We start from the raw sequence: 19444 nt of genomic DNA on the forward strand, positions 1-19444 counted from the left end.
GAGTCCGCAGGTAAATTCAGTGTCGGAAAATCAGATCGGCTTAGTGAAGCGCGTCCAGATATTTTCCGTCCAGAACATCCTTGAGATACTGGCCATACTGGTTTTTCTTAAGGATTTCGTAAACCTTGAGCACGTCCTCCTTTGTGATCCAGCCGTTTAAGTAAGCAATCTCCTCAAGGCATGCGATCTTGCGGTGCTGATGCTGCTCCATGGTTTTTACGAAGTTGGTTGCCTCTACAAGGCTTTCGTGTGTACCGGTATCCAGCCATGTGAAGCCCTGGCCCAGAAGCTCAACGTTCAGCTGTCCCTTCTCAAGGTAGATACGGTTCAGGTCTGTGATCTCAAGCTCGCCTCTTGCGCTTGGCTTCAGATTTTTTGCGTACTCTACAACCTTGTTGTCGTAGAAGTAGAGACCGGTTACACAGTAGTTGCTTTTTGGCTTTTCCGGTTTCTCTTCAATGGAAACCGCTTTTCCGTTCTGGTCGAATTCCACGATGCCGAAACGCTCCGGATCATCTACATAGTATCCGAAAACAGTGGCACCTTTGCCTGTTTCTGCGTTGTCTACAGCAGCTTTCAGGCGCTTTTTGAGGCCATGTCCTGCGAAAATGTTGTCACCAAGGACCATACATACGGTATCGTTGCCGATGAATTCCTCGCCGATGATAAATGCCTGAGCAAGTCCGTCCGGGCTTGGCTGTACAGCATAGGTAAGGTTGACACCGAACTGATGGCCGTCACCGAGAAGCTCCTCAAATCTCGGGGTATCCTGCGGGGTGGAGATGATCAGGATATCACGGATGCCTGCGTTCATAAGAACAGACATAGGATAGTAGATCATCGGTTTGTCAAAGATCGGCAGAAGCTGTTTGGAGGTCACCATGGTAAGCGGGTAAAGACGTGTTCCGGAGCCTCCGGCTAAAATAATTCCTTTCATATGTTTTCTCCTTTGCGTGATGATGTGCAGCATAAGTCGTGCCTGCACATAACTTTGTTACTGTAACTGTATTATAAAAGGTGACGCAAGGTCACCTTCAAGAGCTTTTTTCATATTTTTTATTTTTGGCTATTTTTCACAAAGAAATACGCCGGCATCCTTGGTAATGCGGAATCCTTTGGCAGTTTTTCTGGCGGTGTAGGCCCGGAATTCCTTGTAACGGTCCAATATATACTGATTCTGGTTGCCGTGGCAGGAGAGGACGTAGGAGATCAGCGGTTCCGCATCCTGGACCAGAAGGCAGTCTTCATAAGAAAGCCACTGAGCCTTTGGGAAAAAAGGCGCCAGGATACTCTGGCCGTTTTCACGTCCGAACCGTTCATAAAGCCGGTCTGCGGAAAGCACGATCCGTTCATCAAAATCCTGCACCAGCTGGCTGACCTCCTGCATATGTGCCTTTCCGTAAGCACTGCAGAGAAATCTTCCGCCGGGAGCGAGGACACGGCGGACTTCCTTCAGGACGGAAGGAATATCATCGCAGTAAAAAAGCACGTGATTGGCGATCACCAGATCAAAGCTTTCGTCCTTGCAGGGGATTTTTCGGCAGTCAAAGGCCCGGAATGCAAACCGGGTATCCGAGGAACCGATGGCTCGTCTGGCATCGCGGAGCATACCGCTGGAAATATCGGAAAGTGTGATGGAGATATCCTCCGGCAGAAGGGAAAGATTGTCGGTCCATAACGTTCCGTCCCCGCAGCCCAGCTCCAGAATACGAAGACCGGGTGAGATCCGGCATTGCTCAAAGATCCAGGGAAACCATCCCTGTTTGTTCTGGGAGTACAGGCTGTGGAGGTTGATCCTGGAGGAAATGTTGGTGGCATTCTGATACTGATTCTTGAGGCTTTTTTCCATGCCGGTCAGGTGGATCAGGTTCAGCATCTGGCTCCAGTCAATGGTGTGCTGTTCCTTTATCATCTGTGCGGTATCCTGGATCGCTTTTTCCACCAGCTGCATCTGTTCGATCCGGTCACGGACCAGACGAAGCTGGATATTCAGAGAATTCAGCATGAAATGATAATCGGAATCACCGATGGTCATTTCACGGATGTCATCCAGGGAAAAGCCCAGGTATTTCAGAAGGAGGATCTGCTGAAGCCTTGCAAAATCCTCGTCTGTATAAAAGCGTGCGCCGGATTCGGTGACGAGAGAGGGTTTCAGGATATCCTGTTTATCATAATAGCGGACAGTACGCAGAGTTACGTGTGCCATGCGTGCAAATTCGCCGGAAGAATAGTAGCCGTCTTTTTTCATAAAAAATAGAATCCTTTCTGAGGAAATAACAAACATCCTGTCATAGAAGTCATAAAAGAATTATAATTCAGATCTGGAAGCCGTACAAGAGTAAAACGTATAAGAGTAAACCGTACAGGAGAAAAACAGCATTGACAAAATTCTGCTGGTTTGTTAGTATATCGTTTCGAAAAAAAGGGAACCCCGGAATCATATTTTCGGGATAAGCGTTCGATATAAAAAGGAGTAATTTTTATGCGAAACCGTACTCTGGATATGGTAAAGGCGATCTGTGCTTATGCAGTTGTGCTTCTTCACGTCCATTTTCCGGGAAATGCCGGAATTATAGCCAATGTACTTGCCAGATTTGCAGTACCTGTGTTTTTTATGGTATCCGGATATTTTTGTTTCCGTGGCGATGATACGGAATTTATAAGAACCGGAAAAAAGATCCGGCATGTTCTGAAGCTGATGCTTGTGGCATTTCCGGTCTGCTGTCTGTGGGAGCTGATCCAGAACCACATCGACGGAGCAAGCCAGAAGGAATGGCTGGAAGCCCTGGTTTCGGGGGAACATATCCGCCAGTTTCTTCTATATAATAACAGCTCTCAGGTGAAATGGCATCTGTGGTTTCTCCCGGCACTGCTCTATTGTTATCTTCTTTTTGCCCTGGCAGCAAGATTCCGGATTTGTAAGCAGGCATATGTTCTGATACCGATGCTTCTTCTGATCCATTTCGGAATGGAGGAATTTTCGACCTTCCTGTTCCCGGAAAAGCATTTCCGTGTTATGCAGTTTCGAAACTATCTGTTTACCGGATTTCCGTTTTTTATGTTGGGACATCTGATACACAGACATCAGGAAAAGCTGGAAGCCTGGTTTGCCGGAAAAAAAGTGCTTCTTTTGTATGGCATGGTAGCTGGCGGCGGGATTGCAAGTCTGCTGGAATACCGGTATTTTGGCAAACTGGAATTGTTTCTGGGTTCAGTATTTATGGCTGTTGGTCTTTTTCTCATTGCGATCATGGGAAAGAATCGGAAAGTGCCCGAGCTTCCGGTAGCCATCGGTCAGAAATATGCATTTTTTATTTATCTGTTCCATCTCTGTGTGGCGGATATCCTGAAGGATGTGGCTGTGGCAGCTGGAATTGAGAAAAATCTTTTATATCTGTGGATGAGACCGGTGATGGTCTGTGTTCTTGTGACTGCTGTGGCGGTAATGTATGGATATGGAATGAGGATCTGCCGGAAATAGAAGAGTTTATGGTATTTTCATATTTATGCGCTGTGATTTTGTACCAAAATATGCTAAAATATCCTTTATTGATAAGTCACAGCACCCACCCGGAGGATGCGGGGAAAGCGACTGGAATATCCCGCTTCAGGGTAAGAAATACTGAGACATGAAAGAAAAAGGAGATTTTTATGGATTTACAAAACAGAGCGGAGGCCGGCAGTGACGGACACGATGAGAGTGTACTGAATCCGGAGATGCCCAACGAAACTGATCTGACGAAGAAGGAACGCCGCCGGATCGAAAGAGAGAAACTGAAGGGAATGGGAACAGGTAAGAAGATTCAGTATATCTGGATGTATTATAAGATACATATGCTGTGCGTGCTTCTTGCCATTGGCGGAGTCTGTCTGGGAGTGAATATTTATCGCCACGCACAGATGAAGACAGTGCTTTCCATTGCAGTGGTGAATGCAGGGGATTTTGACGCTGAGAAGGTGGAAGAGGATGCCCTGAAGACACTGGGAACAGAGGATAAATATGCAGAAGTCAGTGTGGCACAGAATCTGATGACGGATGAGACAGGAGAGGATTTCGATTATTATGCCAGGATCGCATATGTGACGGAAATCCAGAGTGCTACCGTTGATGTCCTGATCATGCCGAAGGAACTCTATGAACATGAGAAGGACAGCGGAATGTATGCAGATCTCAGGGAAACGTTTGGAGATGAGGTATTTGAGTCTTTGGGCGCTGTGGATGATCATCATCTGGAGCTTGACGGCAGCAGTAGTGTTGCTCAGGAATTTGGCCTGAGATATGATCCGGTGTGCATCTGCCTTCCGGGTAATGTGAAGAATAAAGATAATGCATTGAAATGGATCCAGTCTGTTCTGAAATGATGAATCCATATGTCTGGCTGAGTACAGAGATAAATAAGGCCTCCGGTTCGTAACACAGGAACCGGAGGCCTTATTATATATGAATATTACAGTGTATCGTTACGTTTGATGTAGCCGGGCTCATCTGCAGGACAGATGATCTCCTTGGCATGTGTGATCTTGGCATGCTTGTCTACGACCAGATTTTCGATATGGACATTTTCACCGATGGTGCAGTCTGCAAGAACTACACAGTTCTTGATAACAGCGCCCTTTTTGATGGTACAGCCACGTCCGACAATAGAATTCTCTACAGTTCCCTCGATCATGGAGCCGTTGGAGATAACGGAGTTGGAAACATTGGCTGTGTCAAAGTAATGGGTCGGGCAGGAGTTATTGGTGCGTGTATAGATCGGCCAGTTATCATGGAAAAGATCGGTTGCAGTTTTGTAGTCGATCAGATCCATATTTGCATCGTGATAGCTCTTGAAATCAGTGATCGTTGCAAAATATCCGCGATGAGATACACCACGCACATCCAGCTCACCGTCTCTGCAGCCGGCATTGATCACGTCTGCAAGGGTATAAAGAGAGGAGATCTCTTTTGCCTTATGGATGAGGCTGATGAAAAGCTCCTTGCTCATTACGTAGGTATCCATGAAAATGTTGCGGTTCTTCGCATTGCCGTGGTTGTGCTCAATGGAGAGAACACCCTTCTGACGGTTCAGGTTCAGGATGTGGCAGTTCAGATGGTTCTCCTTGGCATTATCAACGGAATGATAAAGCATGGTCACATCTGCACCGGATTCGATATGGGCATCGATCAGCTTGGAGTAGTCGGTAGTGTAGATCATGTAATTCGGGGCGATAACAACATACGGATAATGAACTGCTTCGATGCACTCCAGATTGGAGTAGTAGTTGTCGATATCGGTGTTATATATATCGTTGACTCCGGAATGCTCTGAAAAGAGGATCTGGAGATTACCACTCTTGGAATTGATGTTGTAGTGACGTCCGGTTCCGAGATGTTCCACAAGAGAACGGGGTTTGTTCTTTACATAGACCTGAATGTACTCGATCCCGCTGTTGGTCATATTTGAGATCGGGAAGTCGATGACACGATATCTTCCGAGAAATGAAAAGGCGCCGATCGCACGGTAGTCCTGAAGCCCCTCCACATGGATATTTCTTTCTGAGGAATTCACGATTCCAAATGCTTTAAACATATTACTCAGCCCCCTTTACACGTTTTGATACAAGTTCGATGTGCTCACTGTCTTTGGAACCGACACAAGCATTGGCACCGATCACGACTCCGCCTGCAACGAGAGCACGCTGGACAACGGCACCTGCCTCAACAACAACACCCGGCATCAGGACACTGTCGATGATCTTGGCACCAGGACCGACTTTGACGCCTGTGAAAAGTACGGAGTTGGTGATCTCACCCTCCACAACACAGCCCTGAGTGATGAAAGCATTGTTGATCACAGCTGTATCACAGATATACTGTGGAAGAGATGTAGCATCCTCAGTGTAGATCTTCCAGGTAGGATCGTTAAGATCAAGTTCACTGTTTGGACTGAGAAGATCCATGTTTGCTTCCCAGAGGGAATCGATGGTTCCGACATCCTTCCAGTAGCCTTTGAACTTGTAGGCGTAGAGTGCCTTGTCCTGTGCAAGGAGTGTAGGGATGATGTCTTTACCGAAATCGTGATTGGAATCCGGATTTTTGATATCTGCCAGCAGGAGCTTGCGCAGAAGCTTCCAGTTGAATATGTAGATACCCATGGAGGCAAGATTGCTCTTTGGGTGTTCCGGTTTCTCCTCAAATTCCACGATGCGGTCATCTTCACCGGTGTTCATGATACCGAAACGGCTGGCTTCCTTCATGGGAACCTCGATAACTGCAATAGTCGCATCTGCCTTATGCTGGATATGATCATCAAGCATCTTTGCATAATTCATCTTATAGATGTGGTCACCGGAAAGGATCAGAAGGTATTCTGGGTTCTGTGAGTCGATGAAATCAATATTCTGAGAGATCGCATCAGCTGTTCCACGGTATACATCCAGACCGGCATCAGCCTTCTCACGTGGAGGAAGTACATAAACTCCGCTGTCCTTGGCATCAAGGCCCCAGCGGCCACCGGCTGCTACATAGCTGTTCAGTAAAACTGATTCATACTGTGTCAGTACACCTACGACATCAATGCCACTGTTGGCACAGTTACTGAGCGGAAAATCCACGATACGGTATTTACCGCCATAACCAACGGCTGGCTTGGCAACTTTATTCGTCAATTCGTGAAGACGACTTCCTCTTCCACCGGCCAGGATCATTGCTAACATACTGTTTTGTTTCATGGCGAATCCTCACTTTCATTTCTTGTTTACTGCCAGGTGTCTTTAACCATAAAAACAATAAACTTTGTTAATATTATACACCTTTTAAAAAAGAAAATCCAGTTTTTTGTGCAAAAAAACGTTATTTTTATATTGGGAAATTAGACGGATTTGGGAAAATTGATGGATGATCTGTCGAAAAAAAGAAACGCTTAAGAAGATTCCGGGATGCTGAAAAAACAGTAACACTGAAAATAGCCGGATTTCGGATACATCGGCGAAGATTCTTGCGGAAAATGTGAAAGCAGTGTATTCTGTAAAAAAAGTCCGGAATACAGCGGAGAAAGGATATCGATATCAGACAGGGAGAAGACAGGATGAAAGAAGAAAGAATTTCCAACTATGTAAAACTATGTGAAGAGTGGGCACAACGCTTTTTGAAGATGGATCAGGCAGATCTGCATAAACGGGTGCCGGAACTGAAGGAAGAAAACGGGTTTCTCACGATCATTCATTTCGGAAGAAGATATGGGGTGAGTCTGGAAGACGGCAGTATCCGGAGCCTGGATGGACAGAGAGAACCGGATACTACGGAGATGCTGAATATTTATACGCTTCTGGGGTATGCGAAAGAGGGGGCTTTTATTATGGATAAGTGGGTCCCTTTTGCAGATCTCAGGAATGCAAGACCATTTGCGCCGGCGTATCAGATCGGAGAGACGGATGTGTTCAGTGCTACATTTTCCGGCCATGAAAAGGAATTGAGGGAGGCGTTTCAGAAGCTTGACGGCAGGGAACTGCCCCAGGGTGATGTGGGATATGAGATCAGGGCCTTTGACTGTATGCCTATGAGATTCTTTTTCTGGGAACGGGACGAGGAGTTTGAAGCACAGGGAAATATCCTGTTTGATTACAGTGCCACAGATTTCAATCATGTGGAGAGTGCGGTATCCATAGCAGATTCCGGGATCAAAAGGCTTGCGGAGCTTGCCGGGGTTCCGCTCAGGGGGAAATCTTTTCAGATGCGCTGATAACCGAAATATAATAAAACCAATATGAAAAATAAATAATACGAAAGATAATTGCAGTTATCAGAAAAATCGTATATAATGAAGGAATATTTAAGGATTTTGAGACAGTAACTGTCACGAAGGATCTATGAGAAATTTACGAATCCGGAGGTGATGCTCGTGGGGAAAAATGCATCGGGAATGTATGTCATAGATGAGGATTATAAGATTATCAGCTATAACCTGGCAGCACGTGAGATCTATCCGCAGCTGAAGAGGGGCGAGAAATGCTATCACTGTCTGAGAAACAGAGAAACTCCCTGTGAGATCTGTCCGGTCGTTAACGGGATCAAAGGTCCGAAGAATTATCTGGAACCGGGACGGAATATCCTGCGTTCGGTTGATGCTGTGGAGATTCCGCTGGAATCCGGCGGGACAGGACATGCCCTTGTTTTTTCGGATACAAAGACGAATGATGAGATCAGCAGCGGAATGATGGAGAATCCGCTTCTTATGGGGATCATTAATGTTCTCGGAAAAAATTTTATCAATATCTACTCTGTTGACAGAGAGACTCATAAGGTCCAGGTATGCCGCTTCCAGGGGCAGAGTGGAGCTTATGGGGAGGAGGGACTTCGCAGGGATGAATCCTATGAGAAGATCATGGATATTTATATTGAGAGCAGTGTTGCGGCAGAGGACAGGATCCGGATGCATCAGATGATGGATTTTGAGAAGATATGCCAACGTCTTACAAGGATTCCCCAGTTGATGGTACATTATCGTGTACGCCGAAGCAACGGGAGGATTGAATATTTCTATGTGAAATGTGCCAGGGTAGGAACGGCTGAGGATTTTCAGACCGTGGTGTTTGCTTTTGCCAATGAGGATATGGATGTACGGTACAGTGAGATGGAGGCAATACTGGAACCAGGAGGAACAGCATCCGGAAGAAAACTTCTTATTGTAGTGAATGACGAGACGGATCGGAAAGCGCTTACAGAACATCTGGAGGGCAGTTTTGAGGTTATCACTGCGATGAATGAAGCAGAGGGGATGAAGCGTCTGTCTGAGAATTACAAAACCCTTTCTGCAATTCTTCTTGATATGAGTGTGCCGGTATGTGATGAATTTCAGTTTCTGGAGCTGATCCGTGATGATGTGATGCTGACCTCTGTGCCTGTGATCATCATAACCGGAAGTAACCGGTTGGAGGATGAGGTGCGATGTCTGGAACTGGGAGCAGTGGATTTTGTACGGAAACCGTATAATGTCCGTATATTAAAAAGTAAGATCAACAATGTGATCAAGCTGAGAGAGTCCGTGATGGTACTCTCAGCTCTGGAATATGATGATCTTACAGGGCTTTATATCAGACAGGCCTTTTTCCATCATGCAAAGACGCTGATGCGCTTTAATACGAATCAGGATTTTCATGTGGTGGTGGCAGATATAAAGAACTTTAAATGGATCAATGGAACCTATGGAGAGAAGATCGGTGATCAGGTTCTTACTTATCTGGGAGATACGTATAGAAATCAGGTTCGCTACGGGACGGTGGGCAGATATGGAGGAGACCAGTTTGTAGCCATCATATATGGAAAGAAAGAGATCCGTAGGGCAGATATGGAGAAATTTATCCACAGGGTCGAGAGTGGAGCACCGATTCCTAATCTGGTGGTCAACTATGGGGTCTATGAGAATGTGGATAAGACACTGCCTTTTACCCTGATCTGTGACAGGGCTTTTCTGGCCATGAAGAGTATCCGGGATGACTATGAGCACCAGATCGCTTTTTATGATGATGAGATGAGACAGAGGCATATCCGTAACGGACAGATGGAGAATGCTTTCGTGGAGGCTATACGCAATGAAGAATTCGTAGTCTACCTGCAGCCGAAATACAGTGTGGAGACAGAAGAGATCGTTGGGGCGGAGGCACTGGTGCGCTGGAAGAGAGCGGAAGGAACTATGGTTTCGCCGGGAGAATTTATCCCTCTTTTTGAGAAGGATGGTCTGATCGTACGCCTTGATGAATATGTTTTCCGAAAGGTATGCAGCATCCAGGGGGAACGTATAAGATCAGGGAAAAAGATACTTCCGATTTCGGTGAATCTGTCACGTGCCAGTATCCATTACGATAATATGATCTGTCGTTATGTGAAGATCGTGGAAGAAAATGGCATTCCGTTTTCTTCTGTTCCCATTGAATTGACAGAAACTGCTGCGTTGTATAATGATCGGATCAGTAAGCTCATAGAGAAGATGGTGGATGCAGGATTCGAGCTGCATATGGATGATTTTGGCTCCGGCTATTCATCTATGACAAGCCTGAACCAGCTGCCATTCGATACTCTGAAGCTGGATAAAAGTCTGATCGATTACATAGAGAATTTTCGTGGGCAGCAGGTAATCCGTCATACCATTTCGCTGGCACACAGCCTGGGAATGAAGGTTCTTGCCGAGGGCGTGGAGAAAGAAAAACAGGTGGAGATCCTGCGAAGCCTGAGCTGCGATGAGATCCAGGGCTTTTATTATGCACGGCCTTTGCCGTGGGAAAACTTTGAAACAAAGGTTATAAGAGCAAAAGAGGCGTGTAAAAAATGAGAGATCATTTTTACACGCCCTTTTTACAGCTAATGCTTCCGGACCTGTTTTTCAATAAGATAAAGTGCAAAATACAGCAGCATGGCAATGATGCAGAGGATCACAATGGACATCAGGACCCATGTAAGTCTGAATGTCTGGCTTCCGTAAATAATCAGGTATCCCAGGCCTTTTCGTGCACCGATAAATTCTCCGATGATCACGCCTACCAAGCAAAGCCCGATGTTGACCTTCATCACACTCAGGATAAGAGGAACGGAGGAGGGCAGGACGATCTTCAGAAGCTTTTCCTTTTTGTGTCCCCCCAGAGTTTCGATCAGCTTCAGCTTTTCCGGATCTGCCTGGCAGAAGCCGGAGTACAGATTGATAACGGAGCCGAAGATGGCTACAGACATGCCGGCGACCACAATGGTACGTTCGTTGGCACCAAGCCATACGATCAGAAGAGGGGCCAGAGCAGATTTCGGGAGACTGTTCAGTACCACCAGACATGGCTCCAGGATCCGTGCAATCCGTCGGGAGCACCAGAGAAGTACTGCGGTTCCTACACCCAGGATCACAACAAAAAAGAAACTGACAAGAGTTTCTGCCAGTGTCACGGCAATATGTGCAAACAGGGACTGATCCCTGCACATGGAAAGAAAGGTCTCTGCGATCAGGGAAGGACTACTGAAGATAAAGGAATCGATCCATCCAAGATCAGAGGATATTTCCCAAAGTCCCATAAACAGAACAAAAAGAAGTGTCCGTGCAGCCAGGATAATGTTTTTTTCTTTTTTTTGCCGTGCAAGATATTGTTTCTGCTGTCTGGAAATTTCAGGCATTTTCATTGAGCTCCTTCCATATGATGTTAAAATATTTCTTAAAATCCGGAGCATTTCTGGAGGAGAGGGGAGTGCGGTCGCTGATATCCAGATCGATATCAATGATCTTTCGTACAGTAGCAGGACGTGCAGAAAGGATCAGTACCCGGTCGGCCATGCTGATGGCCTCTGAGATATCGTGAGTGACCAGGATCGCAGGCTTGCCGGAGCTTTTGAGGATTTTTCCGATATCATCACTGACATTTAAGCGGGTCTGGTAATCCAGTGCAGAAAAAGGTTCATCCAGAAGAAGGAGCTCCGGTTCCAGCACAAGGGTCCGGATCAGAGCGGCACGTTGGCGCATACCGCCGGAAAGCTGGGAAGGGCGGGCATCACGGAAACGGTCCAGACCGTAGGTCTGAAGAAGGGCTTCTGCATGTGCCAGCTTTTCAGGTGTGAGTTCTTTCCGGATCTCCAGGCCGAGAAGGATGTTTTTGTAGATGCTCCGCCATTCCAGAAGATGATCCTTCTGGAGCATATATCCTACAGTGGTACTGCCGGAGGATACCGGCCGGCCTCCCAGAGTAATGGAACCGTGCTCCGGAGTGAGCAGGCCGGCAATGAGATTCAGAAGAGTGGATTTTCCGCATCCGGAAGGTCCTACAATGGACAGGAATTCACCGGGCATCAGGTCAAAGGATATATGAGAAAGGGCGGGTGTCTCACCGGATAATGTGTGATAGGAGAGACACACGTCCCGCACTTTCAGGACAGGATTCATGGATGTTGCCTCCTTTTCGTAGATAATGGTATAATATTATCATATGTCTGAAACATGAGAAGGCCAATGGCAGAGATGCATACTTTGATGTCTGCCTGAAAACAGTCATAGAGAAAGGAATTACAAACATTGAACAAGAGAAACTACCAGAAAGAACTGGATAAACTGATTGAAAGAAACCAGAAAGAAGGGAAAACCCCCAGACTTTTTCTGCATGCCTGCTGTGCGCCATGCAGCAGCTATGTGATGGAATATCTGTCGCAGTATTTTGAAATCACGATATTTTTTTATAATCCCAATATTGCACCGGTGGAGGAATATTCACACCGCGTGGCTGAGATCCGCCGCCTGATCGGGGAGATGGAGTTTGTCCATCCGGTAACGCTGGTGGAGGGACGGTATGACCCGGAGGAGTTTTACGAGATGGCCAAAGGCCTGGAGAACGTTCCGGAAGGAGGAGAACGGTGCTTTCGGTGTTACCGCCTGCGGATGGAAGAGGCGGCAAAGCTGGCGAAGGAGGGAGGATATGATTATTTCACCACAACATTAAGTATCAGTCCGCTGAAAAATGCACAGAAGATCAATGAGATTGGCGAGGAGCTGGCAGAAATCTATAAAGTGCCACATCTGACTTCAGATTTTAAGAAAAAGAATGGCTACAAGCGTTCTATTGAACTGTCTCATGAGCATGCTTTGTACCGGCAGAATTACTGCGGCTGTGTATTTTCAAAGAAAGAAGCCATGGACAGAGAACGGCTGGTTACTGAGAACCGAGTGAACAGTAACAACGGCTGAAGACAGCAAACGTATAATTATGAAAAACTTTGCATTTTTATAAAAATATGTTACACTAACACAGAAAAGTGCAGACGTCCGGGAGACGGAGCTCGTGTATGTCCGGAGAAGACAGTTCTGCCGCAAAAAAGAAAAGTGAGGAAGAATCAATATGGCACAGTTATGGGGAGGCCGTTTTACAAAAGAAACGGACAAGCTGGTTTACAATTTTAACGCATCCATTTCCTTTGATCAAAAATTTTACAGACAGGATATCCGTGGAAGCAAGGCACATGTTGCCATGCTTGCAAAACAGGGGATCCTGACAGAGGAAGAAAAGGAGCAGATCACAGAAGGACTGGACGGTATCCTTGCAGACGTGGAAGCAGGCAAGCTGGAGATCACAGCGGAGTATGAGGATATCCACAGCTTCGTGGAGGCAAACCTGATCGACCGTATCGGAGATGCCGGAAAGAAGCTTCACACAGGAAGAAGCCGTAATGACCAGGTAGCTCTGGATATGAAGCTTTATGTCCGCGACGAGATCGATGAGACAGATAAGGAGCTGAAGGACCTTCTTCTTGCCCTGCAGAAGATCATGGAAGAGAATGTTCACACCTACATGCCGGGATTTACCCACCTTCAGAAGGCACAGCCGGTAACTCTGGCACACCATGTAGGCGCATATTTTGAGATGTTCCGCAGAGACCGTGACAGACTTTTTGATATCCGTAAGAGAATGAATACCTGTCCGCTTGGAGCGGGAGCACTGGCAGGAACCACTTATCCGCTGGATCGTGCCTATACTGCAGAGCTTCTCGGCTTTGATGCACCAACCAGAAACAGTATGGATTCCGTATCTGACAGAGATTATGTCATCGAGCTTCTCAGTGCATTTTCTACGATCATGATGCATCTGAGCCGTTTTTCCGAGGAGATCATTCTGTGGAATTCCAATGAGTACCGTTTCGTTGAGATCGATGACGCATACAGCACAGGCAGCAGTATCATGCCGCAGAAGAAGAATCCGGATATCGCAGAGCTTGTCCGTGGAAAAACAGGCCGTGTTTACGGAGCGCTGACATCTATTCTCACAACCATGAAGGGAATCCCGCTTGCATACAACAAAGATATGCAGGAAGACAAGGAGCTGACCTTTGATGCCATTGACACCGTAAAGGGCTGTATCGCCCTGTTTACCGGCATGGTTTCCACTATGCAGTTCAACAAAGCCAACATGGAGGCAAGTGCAAAGAGAGGCTTTACAAACGCCACAGACGCAGCAGATTATCTGGTTAACCACGGTGTACCGTTCCGTGATGCTCATGGCATCGTCGGAAGACTGGTCCTTCTCTGTCTGGATAAGGGAATCTCTCTGGATGAGCTTCCGCTTTCCGAGTACAAAGAGATCAGTCCTGTGTTTGAGGAGGACATCTATGAAGCCATCAGTATGAAGACCTGCGTGGAAAAACGTGTGACTCTGGGAGCGCCGGGACCGGACGTGATGGAGCAGGTGATTGCTCAGAATAAAGAGTATCTTGAAAAAAATTAAGATAATGCTTGCATTTTAGGAAAAATTGGTATAGTATTTACAGAAAAGACAAATGTGTGCCATGGAGGGACACAAGATGAGGAGAGTTTTATTATGAGTGAAAAGCTTAAAGTCGGTATTTTAGGTGCAACTGGAATGGTTGGTCAGAGATTCATTTCTCTTCTGGAGAATCACCCGTGGTTTGAGGTGGTTACTGTAGCGGCAAGCCCGAGAAGCGCAGGCAAGACCTACGAGGAGGCTGTAGGCGGCAGATGGAAAATGGATACTCCGATGCCGGAGGCAGTAAAGAAGCTGGTTGTTATGGATATCCACGAGGTTGAGAAGGTTGCAGCTACGGTTGACTTTGTATTTTCCGCAGTTGATATGACTAAGGATGAGATCAAGGCGATCGAGGAAGAATATGCAAAGACAGAGACACCGGTTGTGTCCAACAACAGCGCACACCGCTGGACACCGGACGTTCCGATGGTAGTTCCGGAAATCAATCCGGAGCACTTCGAGGTTATCGAATTCCAGAAGAAACGTCTCGGAACAAAACGCGGCTTTGTAGCTGTTAAACCGAACTGCTCTATCCAGAGTTACGCTCCGGTACTTACCGCATGGAAAGAGTTCGAGCCGTATGAAGTAGTTGCCACTACATACCAGGCTATTTCCGGAGCAGGAAAAACCTTCAAGGACTGGCCGGAGATGGAGCACAACATCATTCCGTACATCGGTGGTGAGGAAGAGAAGAGTGAGAAGGAGCCGTTAAGACTCTGGGGCAAGATCGAGGACGGCGTGATCGTTCCAGCTACCACACCTGTCATCACATGCCAGTGTGTACGTGTTCCGGTCCTCAACGGACATACAGCAGCTGTATTCGTTAAATTCCGCAAGAAACCTACCAAAGAGCAGCTGATCCAGAAGCTGGTTGAGTTTAAGGGACTTCCGCAGGAGCTTGAGCTTCCAAGCGCTCCGAAGCAGTTCATCCAGTATCTTGAGGAGGACAACCGTCCGCAGGTACAGATGGATGTAAACTATGAGAATGGAATGGGAGTATCTGTAGGACGTCTTCGTGAGGATACTGTTTATGATTACAAGTTCATCGGACTTTCCCATAACACAGTAAGAGGTGCCGCAGGCGGAGCAGTTCTCTGTGCAGAAACTCTGAAAGCGAAAGGATATATCCAGGCTAAATAAGAACTGGATCCTTTACATGAAATAAAGAAAATCATCAGAAACGGGATATCGGTTTTTCCGGTGTCCTGTTTTTGCGTATGTGGAAGGAACAAAGGAGATATGCGCAGAAAAGTAATTACTACAGTTGTGACATTTTCCACAACCACGGCTGCCATGAAAATGGAAAGAACGGCCAAGGAATCTGAATTTCCGGGAAGGCTGATCCCGATCCCTTCAGAGATCAGTGCCCAGTGCGGACTGGCATGGAAATGCGTGGAGCAATCAGAGGAGGAAACAGAAAATTTCCTGAAAAAAAAGGAACTGGCCTGGGATGGCATCTATCGTGTTCTGGTATAAAACGGATATTGTTTGTTGTATGTAACAAAACGGAAATTTTTGAAAATTTTCGCATTTTCATTGTGGAATAATTGGTAAAGTGTTACAATATAACAAGCAGATTTCCGGAAAGCGTGTTACTGTGAACAAAGAAGCAGTAACAAAGTGCCACGCTTGCTAAAAATATGTGGAGGTGCTATTTATGAACAGGGAGGATGTAGAGAAACTGTCAACCGCTGCGAAGGGTAAGATAAACTTACTGAACAGCAATTTCGGAAAATACTTTATGCGGGCAATCATGGCCGGATTTTTTATTGATGTGGCGATGATCTACAGTAACGTTGTTGGAAATGTATTTTCCAAGACATTCCCGGAATGGGGGAAATTCCTTGGAGCCATCGTGTTCTCCATTGCGGTCCTGCTGATCGTAATGGTAGGAGGAGAGCTGTTTACCGGTAACAATCTGGTAATGGCTTTTGGTGCGTATGACAAGAGCGTATCATGGAAAGATGTTGGAAAGGTCTGGGGAATCAGTTACATCGGCAATTTTGTGGGCTGCCTGATCCTGGCACTGATCTTTGTAGGTGCCGGAGCGTCCGGTACAGCAGATTATTTTGCCGGATTTATAAACGGAAAACTGAGTATTCCGGCAGGTCAGATGTTTTTCCGTGCGGTACTTTGTAATTTCTTCGTCTGTCTTGCTGTTCTCTGCGGCATTAAGCTGAAGAGTGAGTCAGGCAAGTTCCTGATGATCGTGATCTGTATTTCAGGTTTCGTTGTCAGCGGATTTGAGCATTGTATTGCAAATATGGGTATTTTTACAGTTGCATTCTGTATGGTGCCAGGATTGTCTGTCGGCGCTATGCTTAAAAGCATGGTGATCGTAACACTGGGAAATATAGTTGGCGGAGCTGTGCTTCTGGCATGGCCGCTTAGAAAGATGAGTGCAGATAAATAGTATGGCAAAGGCTTTATACATAGCGGAGAAGCCCAGCGTGGCACAGGAATTTGCGAAGGCTTTGAAGATCAACGGTCAGAGAAAAGACGGATATCTGGAATCTGATGATTCTGTGGTAACCTGGTGTGTAGGACACCTGGTTACCATGAGCTATCCCGAAAAATATGATATCAAGTTTAAAAGGTGGAGTTTTGATACCCTGCCTTTTTTGCCGCGCGAATTTAAATATGAAGTGATCCCCGGGGTCAAAAAGCAGTTCGAGATCGTAAAAGGACTGCTGAACCGGCCGGATGTGGATACCATTTATGTGTGTACCGACTCCGGACGTGAGGGTGAATATATCTACCGTCTGGTAGCCCAGATGGCAGGAGTAAAGGGGAAAGTCCAGAAACGTGTGTGGATCGATTCCCAGACAGAGGAAGAGATCTTAAGAGGGATCCGTGAAGCGAAGGATATCTCGGAGTATGATAATCTGGCAGCATCTGCGTATCTCCGCGCAAAGGAAGATTATCTTATGGGAATCAATTTTTCCAGAGTTCTGACCTTGCGCTACGGAAGCAGTGTCACCAATTATCTCCATTCCAAATATCAGGCCATTGCAGTTGGGCGTGTGATGACCTGTGTTCTTGGCATGGTGGTGCGGAGAGAACGGGAGATCCGTGTCTTTGTGAAGACACCGTTTTACCGTGTCCTTGGCAGCATTGGACTTGCAGGCGAAAATTTTGACGGTGAATGGAGAGCTGTGGAAGGCAGCCGGTATTTCCAGTCCCCGTATCTTTATAAAGAAAACGGCTTCAGGAAAAAAGAGCATGCACAGATGCTGATCGATCAGCTGATGGTGAACCAGCCCCTTTCCTGTATTGTGGAAAAGGTGGAACGAAAAAAAGAAAACAAAAATCCGCCGCTTCTTTTTAACCTGGCGGAGCTTCAGAATGTGTGCTCAAAGCTGTTTAAGATCAGTCCGGACGAGACACTCCGGATCGTACAGGAGCTTTATGAGAAGAAGTTGGTGACTTATCCGAGAACGGATGCCAGAGTTCTTTCCACGGCAGTGGCCAAGGAGATATACAAGAATATTTCCGGTCTTCGAAATTATCAGCAGGCCGGTGCTGCGGCGGCAGAGGTTTTGGGGATGGAATCCTGGAAAAGCATTGCAAAGACCAGATATGTGAATGACAAGCAGATCACAGACCATTACGCGATCATTCCTACCGGTCAGGGACTGAACGCGCTGGGAAGTGTGTCTCTTACTGCACAGCGTGTGTACGAGACCATTGTACGGAGATTTTTGTGTATTTTTTATCCGCCGGCCGTTTATCAGAAGGTGAGTCTTGTGACGAAGCTGGACGGCGAGGCATTCTTTTCATCCTTTAAGGTTCTCAAAGAAGAAGGCTATCTGAAGATCGTCACGAATTCTTTTTCGCGGAAAAGGGCTTCAGACAGTGAGAAAAACGGAAATGGAGAGGAAGACGAGGTTTCCTGTGATACTGTGCTCCTGGAGGCGTTGCAGAAGCTGAAAAAGGGTGATATACTTCCTGTGAACGGTTTGAGTATCAAGGAGGGTGAGACTTCACCGCCCAAACGATACAATTCCGGTTCCATGATCCTTGCCATGGAAAATGCAGGACAGCTGATCGAGGATGAGGAGCTTCGAGCCCAGATCAAGGGAAGCGGGATCGGCACCAGTGCTACCCGTGCCGAGATCCTGAAGAAGCTTTTTAACATCAAATATCTGGCACTGAACAAAAAGACCCAGGTGATCACTCCAACGCTTCTTGGGGAAATGATCTTTGATGTGGTAAATTGTTCTATCCGGCAGCTTCTGAACCCGGAGCTTACGGCAAGCTGGGAAAAGGGGCTCACCTATGTGGCAGAGGGCAGCATCACGGAACAGGAATATATGGACAAACTGGAGCATTTTGTGCGGGTACGTACCCGGCAGGTGGAGGCAAGCAATTATCAGTATAACCTGCGGCAGTTTTTTGATGCGGCCGCTGTAAACTACAGGAAGCCGGAGCGAGCTTCCAGACAGGGAGGAAAGAGATCATCATGATGAAAGATTTTACTATCAGCAATATGCTGGATCTGAATGAGACCATTGCAGCAGAGCTTTTTGAGGGAAAAACCTATCCGTGGGAGGTTCTTCCGGAGATCGGAGATTTCATTATCAAGCTGGGAAAAACACTGGATCCTTCTGAATATGAGGAGAAGGGCGAAAATGTATGGATCGCAAGATCCGCTACAGTTGCGCCGACTGCAAGTATCACCGGACCGGCTATCATTGGCAGAGACGCCGAGGTGCGCCACTGTGCATTTATCCGCGGCAAGGCTATCGTTGGTGAGGGCGCAGTTGTGGGAAATTCCACAGAGCTTAAGAATGCAGTGCTGTTTAACAAGGTTCAGGTTCCTCATTATAATTATGTTGGAGATGCTGTGCTGGGATATAAGTCCCACATGGGTGCCGGATCGATCTGTTCCAACGTAAAATCAGACAAGAAGCTGGTTGTCGTAAAAGACGGGGATGAAAAGATCGAAACCGGTCTTAAGAAATTCGGAGCGATGCTCGGAGATCATGTTGAAGTCGGATGCGGTTCTGTGCTGAATCCCGGTACTGTGATCGGACGGAATTCCAATATTTACCCGCTGTCACCGGTACGTGGATGTGTTCCGGCGGATTCCATTTATAAAAATGCAAAAGAGATCGTAAAGAAAAAATAAGAAACAGATTCTTCTGGACACGCATTTAGGCTGCACTTTTGAGAAAGTGCAGCTTTT

At 46.7% G+C, this 19444-nt stretch carries 17 protein-coding genes; 11 read left to right on the forward strand and 6 right to left on the reverse strand.

Features of this window, described 5'->3' with window-relative positions; genetic code table 11:
- Positions 1-40: 40 nt before the first annotated feature.
- Both rfbA and DWW77_RS05310 read right to left on the reverse strand, forming a co-directional pair.
- On the reverse strand, positions 41-937 hold the full coding sequence (rfbA, locus tag DWW77_RS05305) for a glucose-1-phosphate thymidylyltransferase RfbA (protein WP_015525711.1): 897 nt from the start codon (positions 935-937) through the stop codon (positions 41-43).
- A 129-nt stretch (positions 938-1066) separates the two neighbouring features.
- On the reverse strand, positions 1067-2248 hold the full coding sequence (locus tag DWW77_RS05310) for a MerR family transcriptional regulator (protein ID WP_021976536.1): 1182 nt from the start codon (positions 2246-2248) through the stop codon (positions 1067-1069).
- Between the two features lie 234 nt (positions 2249-2482).
- Between DWW77_RS05310 and DWW77_RS05315 the strand changes: the two genes are divergently transcribed.
- Together DWW77_RS05315 and DWW77_RS05320 are read left to right on the forward strand one after the other, a co-directional pair.
- A complete protein-coding gene (locus DWW77_RS05315; protein ID WP_118608212.1) occupies positions 2483-3481 on the forward strand; it encodes an acyltransferase in 999 nt (332 codons plus the stop codon).
- Positions 3482-3651: 170 nt separating this feature from the next.
- A complete protein-coding gene (locus DWW77_RS05320) occupies positions 3652-4362 on the forward strand; it encodes a hypothetical protein (protein WP_118608213.1) in 711 nt (236 codons plus the stop codon).
- Positions 4363-4448: 86 nt separating this feature from the next.
- Here DWW77_RS05320 and glgD read toward each other — a convergent pair whose 3' ends face one another.
- Entirely contained in the window at positions 4449-5570 is a 1122-nt protein-coding gene (gene glgD, locus DWW77_RS05325) for a glucose-1-phosphate adenylyltransferase subunit GlgD (RefSeq protein WP_118608214.1), read from the reverse strand.
- Position 5571: 1 nt separating this feature from the next.
- Positions 5572-6711, reverse strand: a complete 1140-nt coding sequence (locus DWW77_RS05330) for a glucose-1-phosphate adenylyltransferase (protein ID WP_118608215.1) — start codon at positions 6709-6711, stop codon at positions 5572-5574.
- Positions 6712-7067: 356 nt separating this feature from the next.
- On the opposite strand from DWW77_RS05330, the gene DWW77_RS05335 reads away from it, so the two are divergent.
- A complete protein-coding gene (locus tag DWW77_RS05335) occupies positions 7068-7721 on the forward strand; it encodes a DUF3786 domain-containing protein (protein ID WP_015525717.1) in 654 nt (217 codons plus the stop codon).
- Between the two features lie 159 nt (positions 7722-7880).
- Complete coding sequence (locus DWW77_RS05340; RefSeq protein WP_242981896.1) at positions 7881-10307, forward strand: putative bifunctional diguanylate cyclase/phosphodiesterase; 2427 nt, start codon at positions 7881-7883, stop codon at positions 10305-10307.
- 29 nt (positions 10308-10336) lie between these two features.
- Here DWW77_RS05340 and DWW77_RS05345 read toward each other — a convergent pair whose 3' ends face one another.
- Together DWW77_RS05345 and DWW77_RS05350 are read right to left on the reverse strand one after the other, a co-directional pair.
- Positions 10337-11137 carry an ABC transporter permease subunit gene (locus tag DWW77_RS05345; protein ID WP_330418234.1) on the reverse strand — a complete coding sequence of 267 codons (801 nt, stop codon included), beginning with the start codon at positions 11135-11137 and terminating at the stop codon, positions 10337-10339.
- On the reverse strand, positions 11124-11891 hold the full coding sequence (locus DWW77_RS05350; RefSeq protein WP_015525718.1) for an ABC transporter ATP-binding protein: 768 nt from the start codon (positions 11889-11891) through the stop codon (positions 11124-11126). The genes DWW77_RS05345 and DWW77_RS05350 overlap by 14 nt, the downstream gene beginning before the upstream one ends.
- Before the next feature lie 129 nt (positions 11892-12020).
- On the opposite strand from DWW77_RS05350, the gene DWW77_RS05355 reads away from it, so the two are divergent.
- The 7 genes from DWW77_RS05355 (at position 12021) to DWW77_RS05385 (ending at position 19387) form a co-directional block, all read left to right on the forward strand.
- The gene (locus DWW77_RS05355; RefSeq protein ID WP_022426266.1) at positions 12021-12686 is read left to right on the forward strand and encodes an epoxyqueuosine reductase QueH; all 666 of its coding nucleotides are present in this window, start codon (positions 12021-12023) and stop codon (positions 12684-12686) included.
- A 151-nt stretch (positions 12687-12837) separates the two neighbouring features.
- On the forward strand, positions 12838-14217 hold the full coding sequence (gene argH / locus DWW77_RS05360) for an argininosuccinate lyase (protein WP_015525719.1): 1380 nt from the start codon (positions 12838-12840) through the stop codon (positions 14215-14217).
- 93 nt (positions 14218-14310) lie between these two features.
- Positions 14311-15396 (forward strand): aspartate-semialdehyde dehydrogenase, encoded by a 1086-nt coding sequence (asd, locus tag DWW77_RS05365; RefSeq protein WP_015525720.1) that lies wholly within the window; start codon positions 14311-14313, stop codon positions 15394-15396.
- A 99-nt stretch (positions 15397-15495) separates the two neighbouring features.
- Positions 15496-15732: a putative Se/S carrier protein gene (locus tag DWW77_RS05370; RefSeq protein WP_015525721.1), complete on the forward strand. Its 237-nt coding sequence runs from the start codon at positions 15496-15498 to the stop codon at positions 15730-15732.
- Positions 15733-15913: 181 nt separating this feature from the next.
- On the forward strand, positions 15914-16669 hold the full coding sequence (locus DWW77_RS05375; protein WP_015525722.1) for a formate/nitrite transporter family protein: 756 nt from the start codon (positions 15914-15916) through the stop codon (positions 16667-16669).
- A 1-nt stretch (position 16670) separates the two neighbouring features.
- Positions 16671-18722, forward strand: coding sequence for a DNA topoisomerase (locus DWW77_RS05380; RefSeq protein ID WP_114001427.1), 2052 nt, complete (start codon positions 16671-16673; stop codon positions 18720-18722).
- Entirely contained in the window at positions 18719-19387 is a 669-nt protein-coding gene (locus DWW77_RS05385) for an LbetaH domain-containing protein (RefSeq protein WP_021651109.1), read from the forward strand. Before DWW77_RS05380 ends, DWW77_RS05385 begins: the two co-directional genes overlap by 4 nt.
- The last annotated feature ends 57 nt before the right edge of the window (positions 19388-19444 follow it).

It is taken from the genome of Ruminococcus sp. AF17-12 (assembly GCF_003479245.1).
GTDB lineage: Bacteria > Bacillota > Clostridia > Lachnospirales > Lachnospiraceae > Blautia_A > Blautia_A fusiformis.